The following is a 19,695-nucleotide window of genomic DNA, read 5'->3' as shown; positions in this document are numbered from 1 at the left end:
AAATTTATGCTTTTTTCCCTGCTTCAATTTCTAAAGATTCTTCATGCCACCAAAGTGTTTCTTCAGGGTCTTCTTTAGCGATTAGATGTGCTTCTTTCTTCGATTCTACGGTAGGATAAGATCCTTTTAATGCACGTCCTGATGTTGTAACAAACAGTACACTAAATGCAACTAATCCAATTACACTTACACCTGTTAAATAAAATGCTGGTGCCAGTGGATTACCAGTAGCATGAACTAAGTATGAACATACAAGCGGCGTTGTACCACCGAATATAGATACAGAAATATTAAAGGAGATAGAAAGTGCACGATAACGTACATCGGTGAAAAAGAGTGCTGGTAATAACGAAGGCAATGTTCCTTCATAAACACTAAGGAAGAAACCTAAGACGAAAATACCCGCAAACATGGCTACAATATGTCCGTTACCAATTAATAAAAATGCTGGAATTGAACATAATGCTAAACCAAGTAAACCAATTTGTACTACGCGTTTATTACCTACTTTATCACTTAATTTACCGAAATAAAGTGCCAGTGGAATCATAAGTGCCATCGTAATTGAAATAATTAATAAGCCAGTTGTTTCTTTGACTTTTAGTACCTGTGTTAGATAAGAAGGAATATACGAAAGGATCATATAGTTTGTAATGTTAAAGAAGGCAACAATTACTGTGCTTAATAAGAAGTCTTTTTTGTGATATTTTAATATATCCATAAATGAAAATTGTTCGTTGTCTTCAGATTCCTCTTGTGCTTTTTCCATCTCTTGAAAGATTGGAGATTCATCTAAATGACGTCGTAAATATAAACCGACCAAACCAATTGGTGCAGCAATTAAGAAAGGAATACGCCATCCCCAGCTGAGCATTTGCTCATCTGTTAATAATAACGTCAAAATGGTAACAATTACCGAGGCAGCAATGTAACCTGAGAGTGTTCCAATTTCAAGACCACTACCGAGTATACCACGCTTTTTATCTGGAGAAGATTCTGCGATATAAACCATTGCTCCTGAATATTCGCCGCCTGTAGAGAAGCCTTGAATCATTCGAGCAATTAAAAGTAGTATTGGTGCCCATACACCAATTTGTTCATAGGTTGGTAGTAATGCGATGAATAATGTAGAAAGTGCCATTAAAATAATAGTTGTACTTAAAACAATCTTTCGGCCGTATTTATCTCCTATTCTACCAAAGAAAATACCTCCGATTGGTCGAACTAGAAAGGCCGCCGCAAATGTACCAAATGTTAGTACAAGTTGCAAACCACTATTATTCACACCTGAGAAGAATAATTGACTTAAAATTACCGCTAAATACGCGTATAATCCAAAGTCAAACCACTCCATTGCATTCCCAATGCCAGTAGCAACAACTGCTTTCCTCGCTTGTTTAGGATTGACAATATTAACGTCTTGAGGTTCAAAATTTAAATCATTATTTTGTTGCATATAATAAAACAGCTCCTTATTTAATTTAACTTCTTTAAGCACACCTTCTCTTACTAGAATAAATTCAATACGAAGCACTTAAGGAAAAGCAACGTCTCCTTATCTGTTATTATTGTTTCACATAATTAATTATTTGTCCAATGAGATGCTTTCCAGGTTAAGGAAATAAGTGCTTCAAAAGCTGAAAAAGGCGCTGTATGAGCGCCTTTTTCAGCTTTTGAATTTAATTGTATGAGAGAGCATAAATTCATTCATTTCCCCCCTACTTTCTTCCTGTACGAATTACAAATAAGATACTTTTTTTATCAAAATTTTTAAATGCTTGCTATAGCTGCTAAACTATGAATACAAGAAATAAACTCATCAACAAATGCATCAATTTCCTCTTTCGTAATTATATACGGGGGAAGTAAACGGATGATATTCCCTTGTGTAACATCGACTAACATCCCTTTCTCCATTAATTCTAACTGTAATTTCTTTACGTTTTCATTTGTATCATTCATACTAATTCCAAACATCATCCCAGCATGACGTACTTCTTTAATAAAATAAGAATTTTCTTTCTGAATTCCTTGCAGTTTGTCATTGAAATACTGTGACGTTTCATAAGCTTCTTGCATTAAACCATCATCAATTAATGTTTTTAATACCGTTAAACCTAAAGCCGTTCCGATTGATGAATGAGCAAATGTTGTTCCGTGATCTCCTGGTGAAAATACATTACATAACTTTTCACCTACAATGATTCCTCCTAGCGGTATCCCGCCTCCTGCTCCTTTACCAATTTGAATAATATCTGGTGTAATATTGAAATTTTGATAAGCAAATAGTTTTCCAGTTCGGCCCATACCACTTTGTACTTCATCGACTATGAGAAATACATTATACTTTTCACACAGAAGCTGAACCCCTTCTAAATATTCACTTGATAAAGGATAGATCCCCCCGCTTCCTAAAACAGGCTCTAGCATAATTGCAATGGGATGTTCATTAACAATTGTATCTTCTAATTCCTTTATATTTTCACGCTCCACTTCATATACAGGAATGGATGTTTTCGGGAAATTTTGATATATACTTTCTTGTCTCGTAAAATGAAGAGCTCCTAATGTTCTCCCGTGAAAACTACCTTTCAGTACAACGACTCCGTCACGTTCTTCATTCGTAATAGATCTATATTTATCTATTAATTTTAACGTTGTTTCTGTCGCTTCTGTACCAGAGTTTGTAAAAAAGACTTTTCCACTTTTTAATGAATAATCAACTAATTTCTTTGCAAATTCAATCGCTACTGGATTTAAAAAATGAAAAGGAAGATGTAACGATTTCGTAACTTGCTCCATGGTCGTTTGCACAATTTTAGGATGATTATATCCTAATACGTTTACTCCTACACCAGAAAATAAATCTAAATACTCTTTACCATCCACATCATACAGTTTACAACCTTCTCCTCTTTCTATCGCAACCTTCGTACGACAATACGTAGGCATAATATATTCTTTATCTAATTGAAACCAATCCGACATGATAAATTCCTCCTAGTTATTTTTCCCGTTTTTAATGTTCATTATCTATAAAGTCATTTTTAAATTAATTTTTAAGATTGAAATTTTAATAGTGGTTTTCTTCCACCTTTTTAATAAAACGTGTTATTTCTCTTTCCGATATTCATTTTTCCATAATTTCTTCTATTTCAACAGGTCCACTGCATATGCGTTTTTTTCATCTGGCGGTATGTTACTAATTTGAACTTTGTATGTAATACATAATCAAGGCTAAAGAATCATATTTAGTAACAATCGGCGAAAAAAATTTGGAGGCTATATCGATGAATGAAAAATATGATAAACAGCGGCAATCTTTATTAGGAGAAGAATTTAATCAAAATCGAGAACTTAATGACCCAGCTAAACTTCACTCTCAAACAGTTGGTTCACGTGGACCTGTTTTAAAGCAAGATAGTGTACTTCACGAAGCGTTACAAGAATTTATTCATGAAAAAATTTTAGAAAGACCTGTTCATGTAAAAGGATTTGGTGCATTCGGTTATTTTCAAACGATATATTCGATGTCTGAGCATACAAAACTGAACTTTTTACAAAATTCAAATCAGAAAGTTCCTGTTATGGTTCGCTTTTCGTTAGCTGTCGGTATAAAAGGAACACCTGATACTTCTAGAAATGTAAGTGGCTTTGCTACAAAATTTTATACAGAAGAAGGCATTTTCGACCTTATATGTAATCACATTCCTGTCTTTTCTATTCGTGATCCGATGCGTTTCCCGGAATTTATTAAAGCATTCTTACCTTCACCTAAAAACAATTTAATTGATCCTGATAGGTCTTGGAGCTTTGTAGCAAGAGCGCCTGAATCGATTCATTTTATTGTACGTTTATACTCTGATGCTGGTACGATAAAAAGTCTTCGCCACATTCCAGGACATAGTGTAAATACATATGTTTGGAGAAATGCTCAAGGTATTAGAAAGTACGTTAAATACCATTGGTACCCATTTGAAGGTGTACAATACATTAGTCGCGAAGAAGCAAATAGACTAGCCGCTGAAAATCCTGATTACGCTGGTAAAGATTTATACGATGCGATTGCGGGTGGAAAACCGGTGGAATATGGCCTATATGTTCAGCTCATGGACCCTAAGGATGAAGCAAATCTTTCTTATGATCCTTTAGACGATACAAAAGTATGGAATGAAAAAGAGTATCCTCTAATACCAGTAGGCAAAATGGTATTAAATAAAAATCCTGATAATTATATGGAACAAGTAGAAAAAGTCGCCTTCTCCCCTTCTAATTTACTAGACGGCACAGAATTATCTGATGATAAAATACTGCAAGGCCGTGCTAACATTTATAGTGATTCTCAAAGAAGAAGAATTGGACCCGAATTTCGTAAAATAGCGATTAACCAACAGCAAGATTGGACACCTGCTAATCAAATTACAAGCGGTGACGGAAGATACGTTGAAGGAAAACTTGAAAGAACTTCTATAACTAAGCAAGATGACTTTGGGCAGGCTGGTGAATTTTATAAAAAGTTATCACACATTGAAAAAGAACATCTTGCTGAAAATTTAGCTAATGATTTGAAAGTTATATCCGAAGATATTAGAAAGATAGTTTTGGGGTATTTCAATAAGGTATCAACTGATTTGAAAACAAGCATTGAGACAAAAATGAAAGAGCATTAAGAAGATTAAAACATGCTTTACGAATGAGAATTCAAATCTATATTAATTATTTTCTTGTCAAAATCCAATGAGGTTATTTAATTTAAAAATATAAAGCCAATATACCCCTGTTCTATAATTAGAACAGGGGTATATTGAAGTAGTTTAATGTTTAACATTAACTACTTTACTTAGCTAAAAAATGCAATAAGTAGCCTTTCAAAACAAACTATAGTAAATTATTTTACTTGCACTGTGTAATTCCCTGTTCCACCGCCATATTTATATACACTTAAGTAATATTTCCCTGGCTTCGCATTATAATTTCCAAGCAATTTGTTTCCATCACGTTTCGTTGCATAAGTTACATAATTATCTAGATCTGATTCAGAATATAACACCCAGTTCAGTCCAATGTTTTGTTCGTTCGTAACGGTAATTTGTAAATCTTTCGGATCCTTTACATCGATAACAAATCGGTCAACTTGGTCTTGATCACTTAAGTTTCCTCTTAATAACGTGTTCAAAGATAATGGATTTGCTGTATCAAATGAATTATTTGGTTCTTTTTCGACAGCAGTACCTTCTTCCGTATTCACTCCACTAAATACAACATCATATTCAAATTGTCCAGCATCATTGACACGGTAATTTACAAAATAAGCAGTCAATGTTTTGTATCCACTCCACTCTTTTTCTGAGAGATGTTTCAGCATATCATTCGTTGCTTGGTTCATCACTTTCCAGTCTTCAATTTCTCCTTTTGCTGCACTTCCTGTATATGTTCCCTGTAGTGTGAATGTATTAAAGAATTGTGATTTATCCTTTGTTACTTTCACATTTTTCAACTTTGCTTCATTGGTGATATCTGACGCAACATCTGAAAGCGGTTTCGGAGCATGCTGCGCTAGGTACTCATCTGATACTTGTGGAATTGTATACTTATCGCGATTATCAATAAGCATTTGCATATAAGATTGATATTCTTCATTTAATTTATTATCTTTGCTTAATGTAGAACGGTATGCGTCGTAACTTGAAACATCATTTGCACGAATTAAATCATGCACTTTATCGAACATTTCAGGACGGTTATTATACATATATGATTGCAATGCAAACGAATAGTTATAAAAATCCCATGTTCCATATTTCGCATTTAATGTTTGTGATGCTGTATAACGTTTTGCAGGATCATAAGATAATCCACCAATTATACTTTTTCGCGGTACTACACTATCTAATCGCGTTGAACCTGCAAAGAACTCTGCATTCCCTTCTTCAAACCATGTTAAACGTTCATTTTGATACATTTCCCCTTGGCCCCATAATCCCTGAACCTCGTATCTTCCCTGTAAGTAGTGTGTAAATTCATGGCGGAACAACTCTTCCAAACTATAAATACTTTGCTGTGGTGTACGTTCATATGTGAAGAAAGTCCCTGTCCCTTCAATGTACATTCCTCCATTATTCGTTTCATATCCGTACAGTTGACGATTAAATTGATATTCATCTGGACTATTATAAATAACCATTGTTAAAACATCATCAGCATGTCCACTTTCAAGTGGTTTATCACTACCAACTGTACGATAAAATTGAGAACGTACTTCTTTTGCCGCCCAGTATAGACGTTTAATTTTCTCTTCGCTAACTTTATCCCCAGCTTTAAAGACAATTGCTCCATCATCAAACGTATACGTTTTCGGTAAATATTTCTTTTTACCATCTTCTCGAATTTGATCTAAATTTATTGTTTTTCCGTTTGCATCTACTCCGCCGTAATTTGTAGTAATTTGTTCTGCCGCAACAAAATATTGCTCCCCTAAATGTGGATAAATCTTCATCGCTTCGGTAACAACTTGCTGGCCTTTTGTTGGTGTACTATAAAGCTTGCCTAATCGACCAGCATAGTAAATTCCATTATTAATTAACCATCCGTTTTTATTTGTTACTGTACCAATTAGTGCAAAGCGATTTACTTCATTAATAAAGTTATCAATATTTCGATACCACATCGTATCTTTTGGCTCTTTTCCAGTCGTGTACATATCCGTCTGAATATCAAAATCAATTCCCTTCATCAACTCATAAATAGCGTCTCCTTTCGTGGAGTCTTCAATGAAAGTTGCAAGATTATCGTTATATTGTTTAAAAATTTCACCTGCATATAAAACCGTTTCAACATCAGCCGATGCATTTCCAATTAATTTTCCATATGATGAAATAACTTTATTTTGTTCTGATGTACCAAGTTTGAAATTCGGATTTTTTGCAATTATTTTTAAAGCCGGTAAACATTTATCATGGTAACTACGCTCATTTAGTTTGCTTAATTCATCATGGTAAAAGCCTAAATAAAATGCTGCACGTAGAGCTTCTACTAATGTTTCAATCCCTTTTGAATCATCTTTCTTATAAGTTTGACCTTGTTCTGCTAGTTTATCAATGATTGCTTGCATGCGACTATCATCTTGATAGAACTTGAGACTATCACTATTAAACTGAAATAACTCCGGGATTTGATACCATTTAATCGTCACAAGAAGATTAGTTAATTGTTTGTTGCTTAATTGATTTAGTTCGGCCATCGAATACTTTTTTTCTTCAGCTAACGGTTTAATATTATCGGTTGGTGCTAGTGGACGCTGCGATAAATCCGCTAACTTTAACCGTTTTGTAAAAGATGCATTTTCTTGTACTGTTGAAGAGTGCGCCAACTCATCAACGGGTTTCTGTATTCCTACCGGCTCCATTTGTAATACGTTCTTCACATTTTTCTCTTTTGTCTCTGCTTGAATTTGCAAACCATTACATGATATTGTCACTAGTCCCACACCAAGAATCAGCTTAGAAATTTTTGAATATTTAACCATACAATTACCCCCTAATAATTTTAAAGAAAATTCTGAATTTTAAAACCAGAACATACTTATTTGTATGTATTTACAGTTCCGCTATAAATACAAGTATGATCAATGATGCAATAGTAGCTTGTTTTATACTATTACTAATACAAATTTCTTAAATTCAATCCTCCTCCTTAAATCTATACTAGCAAAAACCGTGCCAATGATATTTCTTGTGAATATCAAACATTCCTTTATTAATACTGTAGAATAAAATATACATAGGTGCTTCAGCAATGTATAAATCTTTTGACACAAAACCCTATATTTATGAAGACAGGATCCGTTGAATATGATAAGTTCATTAGCCAGTAAGCCATTTTCAACAAACAACATTCCGAATTTTAAAATCCCTCAAAAAAAGGTAAATAAGCATATTACATAAGGCTAATATGTTTACTTACCTTTTCCTATTTTATATAGACAACAAACTATCAGTGGATAAAAACAACATTAATTAGTATTTTGTTACATCATTTTAAATTATGGTACTCATTTCTCTTTTTCAAATAATCTTTTTCACATTGTAACGGCTTGTATTCCACGATTTTCCCTTGCTTCTTTTTCGTTTCGGTAACAATCCATGTCCCTTTTTCAAGCTCGAGATGTTTCATAACATTTGTATCGTCTATTTCTTTATAAAGTAAAAATGCTTCAAGTTCCCTCACAAACAATCTAGGTTATCCTCTATATCCACCACTATCAAAAATTTTAGTTAGCGAATTATAATATGTATCATCAACCCGGCCACCATACATGAAGTGTGCAGCTTCTAAATCTCTTTTATCAACTTCCCAAAAGCTATTTTCATCAAAATTCAAATTAAGCGTGGATCTAATATCCCTCATTATATTTTTCACATACTTTTCATCTCGAACTTTTCTTTCTTCGAGACAATCCGAAGATAAGCTTGGTGCATCTGATTGGGAATGTACAACATGTTGAATAGATACACATAAAACAAATACGCTTAAAATATACAATAGTTTTTTCATATTTACGTATCACCTCAAATAATGTAGATACTATATTATTTGAGGCTTAAGATATTCTTATGCTATAAATGAGAAATGTCCTATAAAATAGACTTTTTATAGGACATTTCCTTTTAATATTGCTTTATTAGATTTACCGGTGAAGCAAGTACTTTACTACTTTTCACATCATATAATCCTATAGGCGTTACCCGTATAAAAGGCAAGTGCGTCGCAGAAAAGAATAAAATCGTAAATGCTGGATCGTTATAGGCATATCCTCGCTCTTGTAGTAATTTCACCATTTTTTTCTCTTTATGTATTAATTCGCTCATTTTTAAATCGGACATAATCCCGAGCAACGGTAATGCAATTTCATGTAACACTTCATTTCTTTCTGCTATTACCATACCGCCACCTAGCTCTTTTACTCTATGAAAAGCTGTAAGCATATCTTCTTTACTTTTTCCAATAAGAATGATGTCACCTGTTCCGGAATAAGAGCTAGCAAGACCACCTAATTCTTTCGCAAAACCTTTCACAACTGTATTCACTCGCCAAGTACCGTCACGAGCAATCATCATAAGGAAACACTCATCATGGTCAAGGGAAAGTTCATCACAGTTTAATTCGATTTCACTAACATATGGCTTTGTTATGACGTCGTTTAATAACTTTATACCCTTTGCATCATTGAAAATCATATCTTCTTTCTGCAAACACCAGTCTAATTGTAAAGGTGCCACTTGGAATTTATCCCACTCTATACTTACTGATTTATTTTTATTTATTCCATCACGCTTCATCCAGTTCCCTTTTGCAATTACACTTATTGGCTTTGGATTTTCTTTACTTTCCAAAATATTAATATTTGCAATTCTTCCTGTCGCAATCGAGCCGTGTAAATGTTCCATATTATAATAACGAGCAATATTATAGCTTGCCATATTATAAGCATCAATTACTGGAACCCCTTGCTTTATCGCTATTTCTATCATCCTATTCGTCATTCCATTTTCATAAAATGACGGATGTGAACCATCTGTTGTGAAAATGAATCTATCAAATTGCTTAACACCTAATTCCATTAGTTCTTTCAGTAAAACTTCTAAATCTGGACGAATTGAAGAGTTTCTAAGAGAAACGGTGTAACCTTGCATAAGACGTGTTAAAGCCTCTTGTCCTGTCATCGCCTCATGATCACAATCCGTACCTAATAATTTTAACTTCGCTAACGTTGTTTCAGACGCACCTGGAAAATGACCTTCTACTTTCTTCTGTAACCACTTTGTTTCCTGTACCCAATTTAACATTTCCTCATCACCATTTAATAATTTGGGCCATGCAGTTAACTCGCCGCCCTGAAGAACATCTTCATGCTTCAGCCACTCCATTATTTCTTCACTATTAAATAAAGATTCCCCATTTTGCAGTTCAGTCTGTCCATCAAAACGACACCACCAATACATACTTGCAGGAATCTTTTTAAATTCATCTAACAAACGAAACGCTACTTCACGTTGTAATGTGAAAAATAAAGTTAAATTATCATTAATGAAAGTTGTTGTCCCAAATTGCATTGCATGATTTGCTAACGTTTCTGGGTTATACAACTGATATGGATGCGCATGTGGTTCTATGTAACTAGGAACCACATACTTCCCATCACAATCAATGATCTCACATTCATGTAATTGCTCTGGTAATTTTTCTCCTACATATACAATTCTGTCATCATAAATCCAAATATTCGCTATCGTCCATTCACGTATGTATGGATTTAAATATGTTGCATTCTTTAATAAAATGTGCGGACTTCTCTTGTCATCTACTACTTCAATATGCTCTCGTAATTGTTCATTACTCCATTTAAAATAATTTTGTCCCAATGTATTCAACTCCAAATCAATTCATGATTATTTTGGTTAAAACGAGAAATAATTAACTAACTAAAGTATTATCTATTCATAACTCCCCTGTATAACCCCTATAACCTTCATTATATGGAAAGATTATAAAAATAACAATTTTCAGAAATAAACACACCTCTTTTTTCTAAAATAAAAAGAATGCCATGCAACTGACATCCTTTTTATTTTTATACTAAGCTATAAGATTAACTTTCACTTTGAAATACACTTGTATCGTATTTACGTTCTACATAAACTTGATGCCATACCATAAATGCTAATACTGTCCATATTTGCAAAATTTTAAAAGCACCTCTTTTATATACAACTAAAGCAGATTCTAATTCATTTTCTTTTTCTATTTATTAAATTCAATTTGCATCATTTTATTAAACTGCGTAATAATATCAATCGCACCTAAAGAGTTATTACTGACCGTCAATGTATGTTTGCCTCCAATTACTCCCCCAGCAAAAGTAGTAAATCCAGGAATTGCCCCTCCGTGACCCCAAATTGAAACACCGTTTGGAAGTTTAGTCTCATAGATTCCAAGACCATATCCGTCACCAACGCCTTCTCCTTCTATAGGAACTGTAGTAAGCATTTCTTTTAGTTGATTTCCCTTCAGTAACTTACCACCGAGTAGAGATGAAAAGAACGTATTTAAATCGTCCGCATTAGAAATCATATCTCCAGCTGAATTAGCTAAACTCGGATTATAATACGTTATGTCTTTCAACTCGCTTGTTCCATCAATTTTCATATACCCCCGAGCATGATTCTTTCCTGGGATAACGGACGAATTCCCTGGTAAAAACGTATTTGACAGGTCCAAAGGTTCAATAATTCGCTTTTCAATTTCTTCCGCACAACTATTTCCAGTTATTTTTTCAATAAGCATTCCCAATATGACGTATCCTGTGTTTGAATACAACCATCCCTTACCTGGCGAAAAATCTGGAGGCAGAGAAAGTCCCATTTTCACTATTTCTTCTGCTGTATACGTTTTTTTTGAATTCATTATGTCAGCGTCTTTTGACCTTAAGTATTCAGCTATACCACTCGTATGATTCAAAAGTTGACGTATCGTAATTTGATTGCCATCATACCCATTTCCTTGAATGAGGCCTGGTAGCCACTTTTCAATTGGATCGTCAAGTTGTACACGATTTTCTCCTACTAATTGAAGAACAGTCGTAGCAGTAAACGTCTTCGTCACGCTACCAATCCGAAAACGATAATCCGATTTTATCGGTTTCTTTGTACTTAAATCCGCCACGCCAGCAGTATAGCTACTAGTTTTCCCGTTGTTAAACGTCTTAGCTAATACCCCTGGTGTTCCAAGCTGTACTGATTCCTGCATTACTTGTTTCCAACCATTCCGATTCTTTTGATCATGTGATTGTGACGGACTTGATATATTTTGTACTGACTCTGCTTTCACAGTAAAACCTGGTGTGAATAGAGTAGTACCTGCTAATAGAACTGACAAACTTGCTAACTTTATTGAATTACATTTTTTCATAAGGCTCTCTCTCCTCTATTAATATCGTATTGATTCAAGTTATACTCTAATCCTATATGATAAATCTCTCTTTTTTCTTATCCATTCCTTACGAAATACTTACGTTCAAATCTTGATACGATAAGCTGAGAAAGAGTTGTGTATGAAACTAAAAAGGTAAAATGAAAATAAGGACAGTCACTTAACTGCCCTTATTTTCATTCCACCTCGTCTTTATTATTTTTAAGATGATTCATTAATTGTGTTCGCTTCAAAGGTACATATATGTTTGTTTCAATAACATATATTTTATCCTGATTGGATTATCTTATGAATATAATGAGTTCATATTAAGATTAACAATAAAAAAGAACATGTTTTCATTTTTTATGTAAACACGCTCTCTTAAATATTTAAAACCCTATATCAACTTTTTATTCCATTCCATTCTATTCTATTCTTTAAACAACTAATCTCTATTCACTTTTACCATCCTGCACTAGCATTCATACCATTTCCAAGAATAGTAAGAAATAGTGGCCACAATACTGGTCCTAAAGTAAGAAATATATTTAGAAGTATAAGTATTCTATATCCCACGGTGAAATTATGATTTTTACGATTTACCAATACTAAAATAACTAATAATATTATGGTCGTTAAAAATAAAAATAGTATTAGCACCCAATACCAAACCATTAAACTGAGACTCCATGGTGTTAATAGCTCGTGTATTATACCAAATGTGATTCCTAATACTCCAAAACTAAAGGTAGTAACTGTTGATTTTATAAGTAATTTATTTAATGTTTTTTCGTATGTATTTTTGCAATATAAATCTATTAAAGTGTATAAAGATAAATATGCCATTAATACACCTATCCAAGACAATAACCAATCTCCGCCTCCTCTAAATAACATGAACAGTAGCCAACACATCCCTACTGCAGAAAAAATAAAGGAAAGAAGTATACTTTTCAATATCGGTTTCATTATATTTTCACACCCTTAAAAATAAATTATAAGTTTTTACTAAACTCATGTAATTTTTTATTTACATGCTACCCGTTAATCGTTTAGCTTTAATACATCCTTTTTTCATTCTATATTAATAAAACAAAGATATACTCATGAACAATTAAAGAAGCAATACTCTACAAAGAGTTACATATAGCTTGTATATTCTTTTTCCATTGGTAGAGATATTAAAAAATTAACTATACATTAACATGCAATTAAATATAATTTTTACATTCAGATTAACCCCGCCACCTTTTTTATCTTGATATAGTACATTCTACTATTCATACCGACCTTTTCCATCCCGTTCTATCCACCGCATAGTCTTCTCTACATCTAACTCCGTATACGTCTTTTCACCATAGCGAACAGACTCATATATCGGAATAATGTCTATCGTTCGACATATTCGTTTTAACCATTGTTGTATCGTTTCATAGGACCTTCTTTGTTCATGAAATGGTAAAGTTCTTTCACATCAAAATATTCGAGACCAATAACATCGCCCGGCAAAGTATCAGCTGTGAATTGAATTCTTTGAAACTTAGCGTCCACACTTTTTGCTAAACTTTTCGCTAATGTTGTTTTTCCAGTACCGGGTACATCTTCTAATAAAATATGTCCTCTCGCTACAAGAGCTATTGCTGCGAGTTCAATCGATTCATTTTTCCCTATAATGACCTTTGAAATATTGTTAGTGATTTTCTTTAATATGTTCATATATTTCACTACCACCTTTAAATATTTTTAAAATTAAGAATATTTATTTTCCAAATTATAACACATCACGTTAGAAGTAAATATATTCCTATCAAAATAAAAAAGATGACCTCAGCATACGCCAAAGTCATCTTCTATAACCATATTATTTTACTAGTTCACCGCTATAAACCTTTATATCAAGCGGAGCAGTTAAAAACTGTGCTGCTTTACTAACGAAAGATGTGAAGTGTTCACTCGTATTATGACTCGCAACTGCTGCTTCATCTTTCCATACTTCTACCATCGTATAAACACTTTCTTTTTCAGTATCTTTATATAGGTCGTAAGATACATTTCCACTTTCTTCTCTTGAACCATGAAGTAGTGGCTGAATTTCTTCTAAAAATGATTGTTGTTTTGCTGGATTTACTTGAAATATTGCGTGAATAATAATCATGGTTTTTCCCCTCTCATATCTCACTTATTTCTATTTTTATAAAATCACTTCCACTGGGCAACTTTTTCAATTGGAAGACGTACTGATGGATAACCACTGTCAGCAGCTTTTCCGATTGAAATTAACATAACTGGTACGTGGCGTTCTTTATCTAATCCAAATGCTTCTGCGATTTGGTCTTTTTCAAATCCACCAATTGGGCAAGTGTCATAACCGTGAGCACGAGCTGCTAGCATAAATTGCATTGCTACAAGACCACCGTCAATTAAAACAGTATCTTTCATTACTTCTGGTGTAACCATTGAGAAGTAACCTGAAAGTTTTTGCATTTGATCTTCTTTTACTTCAGCTGGCATTAAACCGCGCTCTACTGCTGTACCGTAAATTTCTTCTGCGTTATCAAAGTTGTTTAAATCACCAAATACAGCGATCATTGCTGAAGATGTTTCTACTTGAGATTGATTAAATTTCGCAAGTGGCGCAAGTGTTGCTTTTGCTTCGTCACTTTCAATAACTAAGAATCTCCATGGTTGCATGTTTACAGAAGATGGTGCAAGTGTTGCTTCTGCAAGAATTTCAGTCATCTCTTCTTTGCTAATTTTCACTGAAGGATCGTACTTACGAATTGAACGGCGTCCTGTTAAAATTTCGTTAAAATCATTTGTTTTTACTGAGTTAGTCATAGTTGTATTCTCCCTTTTTTAAAGTTCTTTTATATTTTCTTGAATGCGGTCTAACATAGTTAAAAGATTATCGCGCTGTTCTTCACTTAATCCTTTAAATGCTGAAGTAGCGAAACGCTCTTTTTCCTCTTGATACACTTGAATTTTATTTCGCCCCTCTTCTGTAAGAGAAACTAACGTAATTCTGTTATCATCTGGATTTTTACGTCTTGTAATCATTCCGTTTGCTTCCAGCTGTTTTAAATGCCTCGTAATCGCTGCATTATCAATATTCACTTCTTGCTGAAGTGCTTTTTGACTAATTTCATCTACTTCATACAACTGAAGTATAAGCTCTAGTCTAGACTGACTCATACCCGTACACCCTTCAAACTTCGAACTTACTTCTTTATTGAGAAAGTGTAATTTATATAAAATAATTGCTTCTTTTGAGCATGAACTTGTCAAATTAACCCTCCTTTACTTTTAGAACAAAAAACATTTGATGCATCAATAGTTGATATGTCAATTAATATAATAGATAACAATTTAAAATGCAAGCATTTTGTTTTTCCTGTTTATTTTTTTAATGTTCGCCTATTAATATTTTTCCAAAACAAGGGACTTTATCACATTACAAAAAATGTTAATTGTATTATAATAGTACTAATTTAAGTGACTGGAGAGTGATCGTAATGCGGCAATACACAAATAGAAATGAGGAAATAAAAATGGAAAATGAAATGAGGATATTTATATATGACAACAATAAATATAGGGATTGTCGCGCACGTAGACGCTGGCAAGACGAGTTTGACTGAGCGTATTCTTTATGAAACGAATGTGATTAAAGAAGTTGGCCGAGTAGATAGTGGCAATACGCAAACTGACTCAATGGAATTAGAAAGACAACGCGGAATTACGATTAAAGCATCTGTCGTTTCTTTCTTTATTGATGATTTAAAAGTAAATGTCATTGATACACCTGGACACGCTGATTTTATCGCTGAAGTGGAACGATCATTCCGCGTTTTAGACGGTGCCATTTTAGTTATCTCTGCCGTTGAAGGTGTGCAAGCACAAACGAAGATTTTAATGCGAACACTACAGAAACTAAACATACCGACTGTTTTATTTGTAAATAAAATAGACCGTAGTGGCGCAAATACTGAAAAAGTTATGAAACAAATAAAAGCAATTCTTTCAAATGATGTATTCCCCTTCTACTCTGTAGAGAACGAAGGAACAAAGGAAGCTCGTATTATTGAATATAAGTCATATGACGATTGTATTGAACGATTAGTGCCATATAAGGAATCATTGCTTGCATCATATGTAAATAACGAAAGAATACCGGACGCACTATTAAGAAAAGAACTCGAAAAGCAAATACAGCAAGCAAATGTGTTCCCTATCTTTTTTGGTTCAGCAATGACAGGTATTGGAGTAACTGAATTACTTGAAAATATTTCAGCCCTAATTCCAGCTACTAAATCGGCACAAGATGAAACATTATCCGGTGTTGTTTTTAAAATTGAACGTGAATCTTCTGGCGAAAAGATTGCTTACGTAAGACTATTTTCTGGTTGTTTACACGTTAGAAAATATGTTGATATTCAGCGTAGTGAGTCTCTATCGCATAAAGAAAAGATTAAAAAAATGTGCATATTTCATAACGGAAATGCAGTTCAAGCCTCTACTGTTCATAGTGGAGAGTTTTGTAAAGTGTGGGGACTTACGAATATCAAAATTGGGGACATTATCGGTGAACGGACGGATTATATAAAAGATATTCACTTTGCCGAACCGCAAATGGAAGCTGCTATTGAAGCAGTGCCAAAAGAACGAATTCATGATTTATACGCTGCTCTTATGGAACTATGCGAAGAAGATCCTCTCATAAAGGTTTGGAAAGACAATGTTCATAATGAACTATACATTCGCCTTTTCGGTGAAGTGCAAAAAGAAGTTATTGAAACAACACTTTATGAAAAATACCGTCTACAAGTTACCTTTTCAAACACGCGAGTTGTATGTATTGAAAAACCAATTCGCATAGGGAATAGCGTTGAAGTAATGGGTGAAAAAGCGAATCCTTTTTACGCAACAATCGGTTTCAAAGTTGAACGTGGTGAACTTAACTCTGGCATAACGTATAACTTAGGCGTTGAACTTGGATCACTACCTTTAGCATTTCATAAAGCGATTGAAGATACTGTATTTCAATCGTTAAAACAAGGTTTATACGGCTGGGAAGTTACGGACATTATCGTCACATTAACACATACCGGGTATGCTAGTCCTGTTACAACAGCGAGTGACTTTAGAAAATTAACACCGCTCGTTTTAATGGATGCTTTAAAGCAAGCTGAAACATGTGTATTTGAGCCATTAAACGAATTTGAATTAACTGTACCGGAGCACGCAATTAGTACCGCAATGTATAAGCTTGCAGCCATTCCAGCAACTTTCGCAGAGCCTATATTGCATAATGATTCTTATCACTTAACTGGATCGTTACCTATTGCGAAAACAGAGAATTTTAAACGAATGCTCCATTCATTTACTGAAGGAGAAGGAATCTTCACAACAAAGCCAGGTGATTTTACAAAACTTACGGCTCCCTTCCCTACTCGAAAACGCGTTGACTTTAATCCGCTGAATCGAAAGGATTATTTACTTCATGTGTTGAAGGCTTATTAAACAAAAAAGAGGTGCAATTCGCACCTCTTTTTGCATGTATTGAAACTTAAATTAGTTCATCCTAACAACTTCTTTAAGTTTTTCTATTATTTTTGCTATAGCTGTAATTGAATTCTCTGTTTCAAACTCTCCAACATTTAAAGAATGGTTTGTATTTTTGACAATCTCAATCTTTAAATTGGATTGCTCTAATCGCTCCATTTGACTTGCATTGTATTGATGATCTTTGTCTCCAATTACTAAAAGCCCGTCCTGATGACTATGTAAGATAGAATCAAAAATCGAATCAAACGTCAGTAAAGGTGTAAGTAATAACATCTTTGACTGTAAGTATTCCTCTCTCTTCATTAAGTCATTTGCAATTGGGATTGTTCCGAGTGATTTTCCTAAAAACATCGAATTGCTATATTGCCCGTTTTTCAATACTTCAATACTGACAGGATTAATATCATCCATCATTACTTTCGTTATTTCTTCCATTGGTTTTTCCATTAATTGTCCATCGTAGGAATAATGAATATGAACTACATCTATTTTATTTTCAAGCATAAGCATCGTTGCATAGTAAAATAACGGTTTATCATAATTGTAACCGGAACCTGAAAACATAAAACAAACCGTATTAGAACCTTTTTCGATATGTGTATAACGAATGACTTTGTCGTCTATATGTATTTCCTTTTTAGTCCCCTTCACCGTTTCCCCCTCCAAACACGTTTATTTTTGTAAAACGATATGTTCTGTATGAACTGATACATCCTTTACTTTATCTTTTATAAACGCTGGCTGTAAGTTATACGCATCTAACTCTTCTACCGGCACCCACTTAAATATATATTTTCTACCTGCTTCTTCAAGAATATATTGATCCGCCCCATTTGCAGGTAATTCATGCAGCTCTACTTCATAATAAAAACTAATCTCATGGAACTTTCGCTCAGAAAGGGTGAAGAAATTTTCTACTGACCATATTAATCTCTTCACTTTAATAGGAACACCCACTTCTTCTGCAAGCTCTCGTTTTAATGCATCTTCACTATTTTCTAGCATTTTCACTCGTCCGCCTGGTACGTACCAATACTCTTCACCTTCATCTTGAAGGATGAGTATTTTATTATCGTGTTTACAAATTGCTCCGACTCGGTAATTAAAACATGTTTCTTCTACTTTAAACGTAAGATCCACTTCGAATTCCCCCTATATATTATTTAAATATTGAATCATTACAAAACTAATATGTATGTGCTGTACAAATAAGATTACTAAATTTTTCTATTTGATTCAATGATTTTTGAACTTTCCAAAAACTACACTTACCTTTTTGTCATTACAGGTATTTATGCATATGTTACAATCACAAAGCACACTAGAAAAACAATATGGGGGTACGAATGGAAACGTTATTAATCCAGCAAACTGAGAAATCAAATAAGTTTTGGAAAATCGTTGTGAAAGAAAAAGACTATGTTGTGTTTTACGGAAAAATTGGCACAGCTGGTAGTGTGAAAGCGAAAGAGTTTGAAACAGAAGAAGATTGTATAAAAGAAGCTAACAAACTAATTGCTTCCAAACGAAAAAAAGGATATACAGACCCGTGCCTTGGGGAAGATTACATAAAAGAAAAAACGATAACGGAAGAAGAATTTTGGGAGCTACTCGCTCGTGCAAAAACGAAAGGTGAAGATCAAGAAGAACAACTAGAATGGCTTACTTCTCACCTTGCTAAACGTACAGTACATGAAATTGTAGCTTTTGACACACATATGCATCGCATATTAAAAGCTTCCTATACTTCTCGTTTATGGGCAGCGGCCTATATTATTATGGGTGGTTGTTCGGATGATAGTTTTGATTACTTCCGCGGATGGTTATTGTTCCAAGGAAAAGAAGTTTATGAAGCATGTATTGAAAATCCAGAACTGTTAATTCCGGTGTTAGACAATATGAGCGAAGATGACGTTCCAAACATTGAAGAACTTTCTTTATATTTCGGTTACACTGTATATATAGAAAAAACTGGGGATGAAGAAGATACTTACTTCAAACTTTATCATGTTTTATCCAATGAAAAATTCGACGAGGTAGATTTTGAGTTTGATTGGGATGAAGATGACGAAGAAGGATTGAAAAACATGTTTCCTAAGTTATGGGAAATGTACGGAGAAGATCCGATTGAGTGGTAGATGAATATTAGGACTCTGTTTA

General features: G+C 33.9%; 15 protein-coding genes and 3 pseudogenes. 3 read left to right on the top strand and 15 right to left on the bottom strand.

Features of this window, described 5'->3' with window-relative positions; translation table 11 throughout:
- Positions 1–4: 4 nt before the first annotated feature.
- The 3 genes from MKX77_RS09565 to MKX77_RS09555 form a co-directional block, all read right to left on the bottom strand.
- The gene (locus tag MKX77_RS09565) at positions 5–1,456 is read right to left on the bottom strand and encodes an MFS transporter (protein WP_341306445.1); all 1,452 of its coding nucleotides are present in this window, start codon (positions 1,454–1,456) and stop codon (positions 5–7) included.
- 125 nt (positions 1,457–1,581) lie between these two features.
- Positions 1,582–1,707 carry a hypothetical protein gene (locus MKX77_RS09560; protein ID WP_286675771.1) on the bottom strand — a complete coding sequence of 42 codons (126 nt, stop codon included), beginning with the start codon at positions 1,705–1,707 and terminating at the stop codon, positions 1,582–1,584.
- 63 nt (positions 1,708–1,770) lie between these two features.
- Entirely contained in the window at positions 1,771–2,988 is a 1,218-nt protein-coding gene (locus tag MKX77_RS09555; RefSeq protein WP_341306444.1) for an aspartate aminotransferase family protein, read from the bottom strand.
- Positions 2,989–3,290: 302 nt separating this feature from the next.
- Here MKX77_RS09555 and MKX77_RS09550 point away from each other — a divergent pair, with 302 nt between their 5' ends.
- Positions 3,291–4,670 (top strand): catalase, encoded by a 1,380-nt coding sequence (locus tag MKX77_RS09550; RefSeq protein WP_341306443.1) that lies wholly within the window; start codon positions 3,291–3,293, stop codon positions 4,668–4,670.
- A 218-nt stretch (positions 4,671–4,888) separates the two neighbouring features.
- Here the strand turns inward: MKX77_RS09550 and colA are convergent, their stop codons facing one another.
- The 10 genes and pseudogenes from colA to MKX77_RS09500 all read right to left on the bottom strand — a co-directional run bounded on the left by colA (position 4,889) and on the right by MKX77_RS09500 (position 15,255).
- Positions 4,889–7,525 carry a collagenase ColA gene (gene colA, locus MKX77_RS09545; protein ID WP_341306442.1) on the bottom strand — a complete coding sequence of 879 codons (2,637 nt, stop codon included), beginning with the start codon at positions 7,523–7,525 and terminating at the stop codon, positions 4,889–4,891.
- 506 nt (positions 7,526–8,031) lie between these two features.
- Positions 8,032–8,553, bottom strand: a pseudogene (locus MKX77_RS09540) (hypothetical protein).
- Between the two features lie 113 nt (positions 8,554–8,666).
- Positions 8,667–10,421, bottom strand: a complete 1,755-nt coding sequence (locus MKX77_RS09535) for an adenine deaminase (protein WP_341306441.1) — start codon at positions 10,419–10,421, stop codon at positions 8,667–8,669.
- 379 nt (positions 10,422–10,800) lie between these two features.
- Positions 10,801–11,967: a serine hydrolase domain-containing protein gene (locus MKX77_RS09530; RefSeq protein WP_341306440.1), complete on the bottom strand. Its 1,167-nt coding sequence runs from the start codon at positions 11,965–11,967 to the stop codon at positions 10,801–10,803.
- A 465-nt stretch (positions 11,968–12,432) separates the two neighbouring features.
- Complete coding sequence (locus tag MKX77_RS09525) at positions 12,433–12,939, bottom strand: DUF3902 family protein (protein WP_341306439.1); 507 nt, start codon at positions 12,937–12,939, stop codon at positions 12,433–12,435.
- Positions 12,940–13,246: 307 nt separating this feature from the next.
- A pseudogene (locus MKX77_RS09520) lies at positions 13,247–13,441 on the bottom strand (signal peptidase II); the annotation flags it as partial.
- Positions 13,402–13,686 (bottom strand): annotated as a pseudogene (locus tag MKX77_RS09515) (AAA family ATPase); the annotation flags it as partial. The pseudogenes MKX77_RS09520 and MKX77_RS09515, both read right to left, overlap by 40 nt.
- Before the next feature lie 145 nt (positions 13,687–13,831).
- Positions 13,832–14,125 carry a putative quinol monooxygenase gene (locus MKX77_RS09510; protein ID WP_341306438.1) on the bottom strand — a complete coding sequence of 98 codons (294 nt, stop codon included), beginning with the start codon at positions 14,123–14,125 and terminating at the stop codon, positions 13,832–13,834.
- Positions 14,126–14,169: 44 nt separating this feature from the next.
- Positions 14,170–14,808: a nitroreductase family protein gene (locus tag MKX77_RS09505; RefSeq protein WP_341306437.1), complete on the bottom strand. Its 639-nt coding sequence runs from the start codon at positions 14,806–14,808 to the stop codon at positions 14,170–14,172.
- 18 nt (positions 14,809–14,826) lie between these two features.
- On the bottom strand, positions 14,827–15,255 hold the full coding sequence (locus MKX77_RS09500) for a MarR family winged helix-turn-helix transcriptional regulator (protein WP_341306436.1): 429 nt from the start codon (positions 15,253–15,255) through the stop codon (positions 14,827–14,829).
- 291 nt (positions 15,256–15,546) lie between these two features.
- On the opposite strand from MKX77_RS09500, the gene MKX77_RS09495 reads away from it, so the two are divergent.
- Entirely contained in the window at positions 15,547–17,490 is a 1,944-nt protein-coding gene (locus MKX77_RS09495; RefSeq protein WP_341306435.1) for a GTP-binding protein, read from the top strand.
- A gap of 51 nt (positions 17,491–17,541) precedes the next feature.
- Here MKX77_RS09495 and MKX77_RS09490 read toward each other — a convergent pair whose 3' ends face one another.
- Both MKX77_RS09490 and MKX77_RS09485 read right to left on the bottom strand, forming a co-directional pair.
- Positions 17,542–18,186 (bottom strand): alpha/beta hydrolase, encoded by a 645-nt coding sequence (locus MKX77_RS09490; protein ID WP_341306434.1) that lies wholly within the window; start codon positions 18,184–18,186, stop codon positions 17,542–17,544.
- Between the two features lie 21 nt (positions 18,187–18,207).
- Complete coding sequence (locus MKX77_RS09485) at positions 18,208–18,675, bottom strand: NUDIX hydrolase (RefSeq protein WP_341306433.1); 468 nt, start codon at positions 18,673–18,675, stop codon at positions 18,208–18,210.
- A gap of 206 nt (positions 18,676–18,881) precedes the next feature.
- Here MKX77_RS09485 and MKX77_RS09480 point away from each other — a divergent pair, with 206 nt between their 5' ends.
- Positions 18,882–19,673, top strand: coding sequence for a DUF4240 domain-containing protein (locus MKX77_RS09480; protein ID WP_341306432.1), 792 nt, complete (start codon positions 18,882–18,884; stop codon positions 19,671–19,673).
- Positions 19,674–19,695: the final 22 nt, after the last annotated feature.

This window comes from Bacillus sp. FSL R9-9410, from assembly GCF_038050385.1.
In the GTDB taxonomy this organism is placed as follows: domain Bacteria; phylum Bacillota; class Bacilli; order Bacillales; family Bacillaceae_G; genus Bacillus_A; species Bacillus_A cereus_U.
The sequence above is the reverse complement of the archived record's forward strand: the minus strand, read 5'-3'. Positions and strand labels throughout refer to the sequence as shown.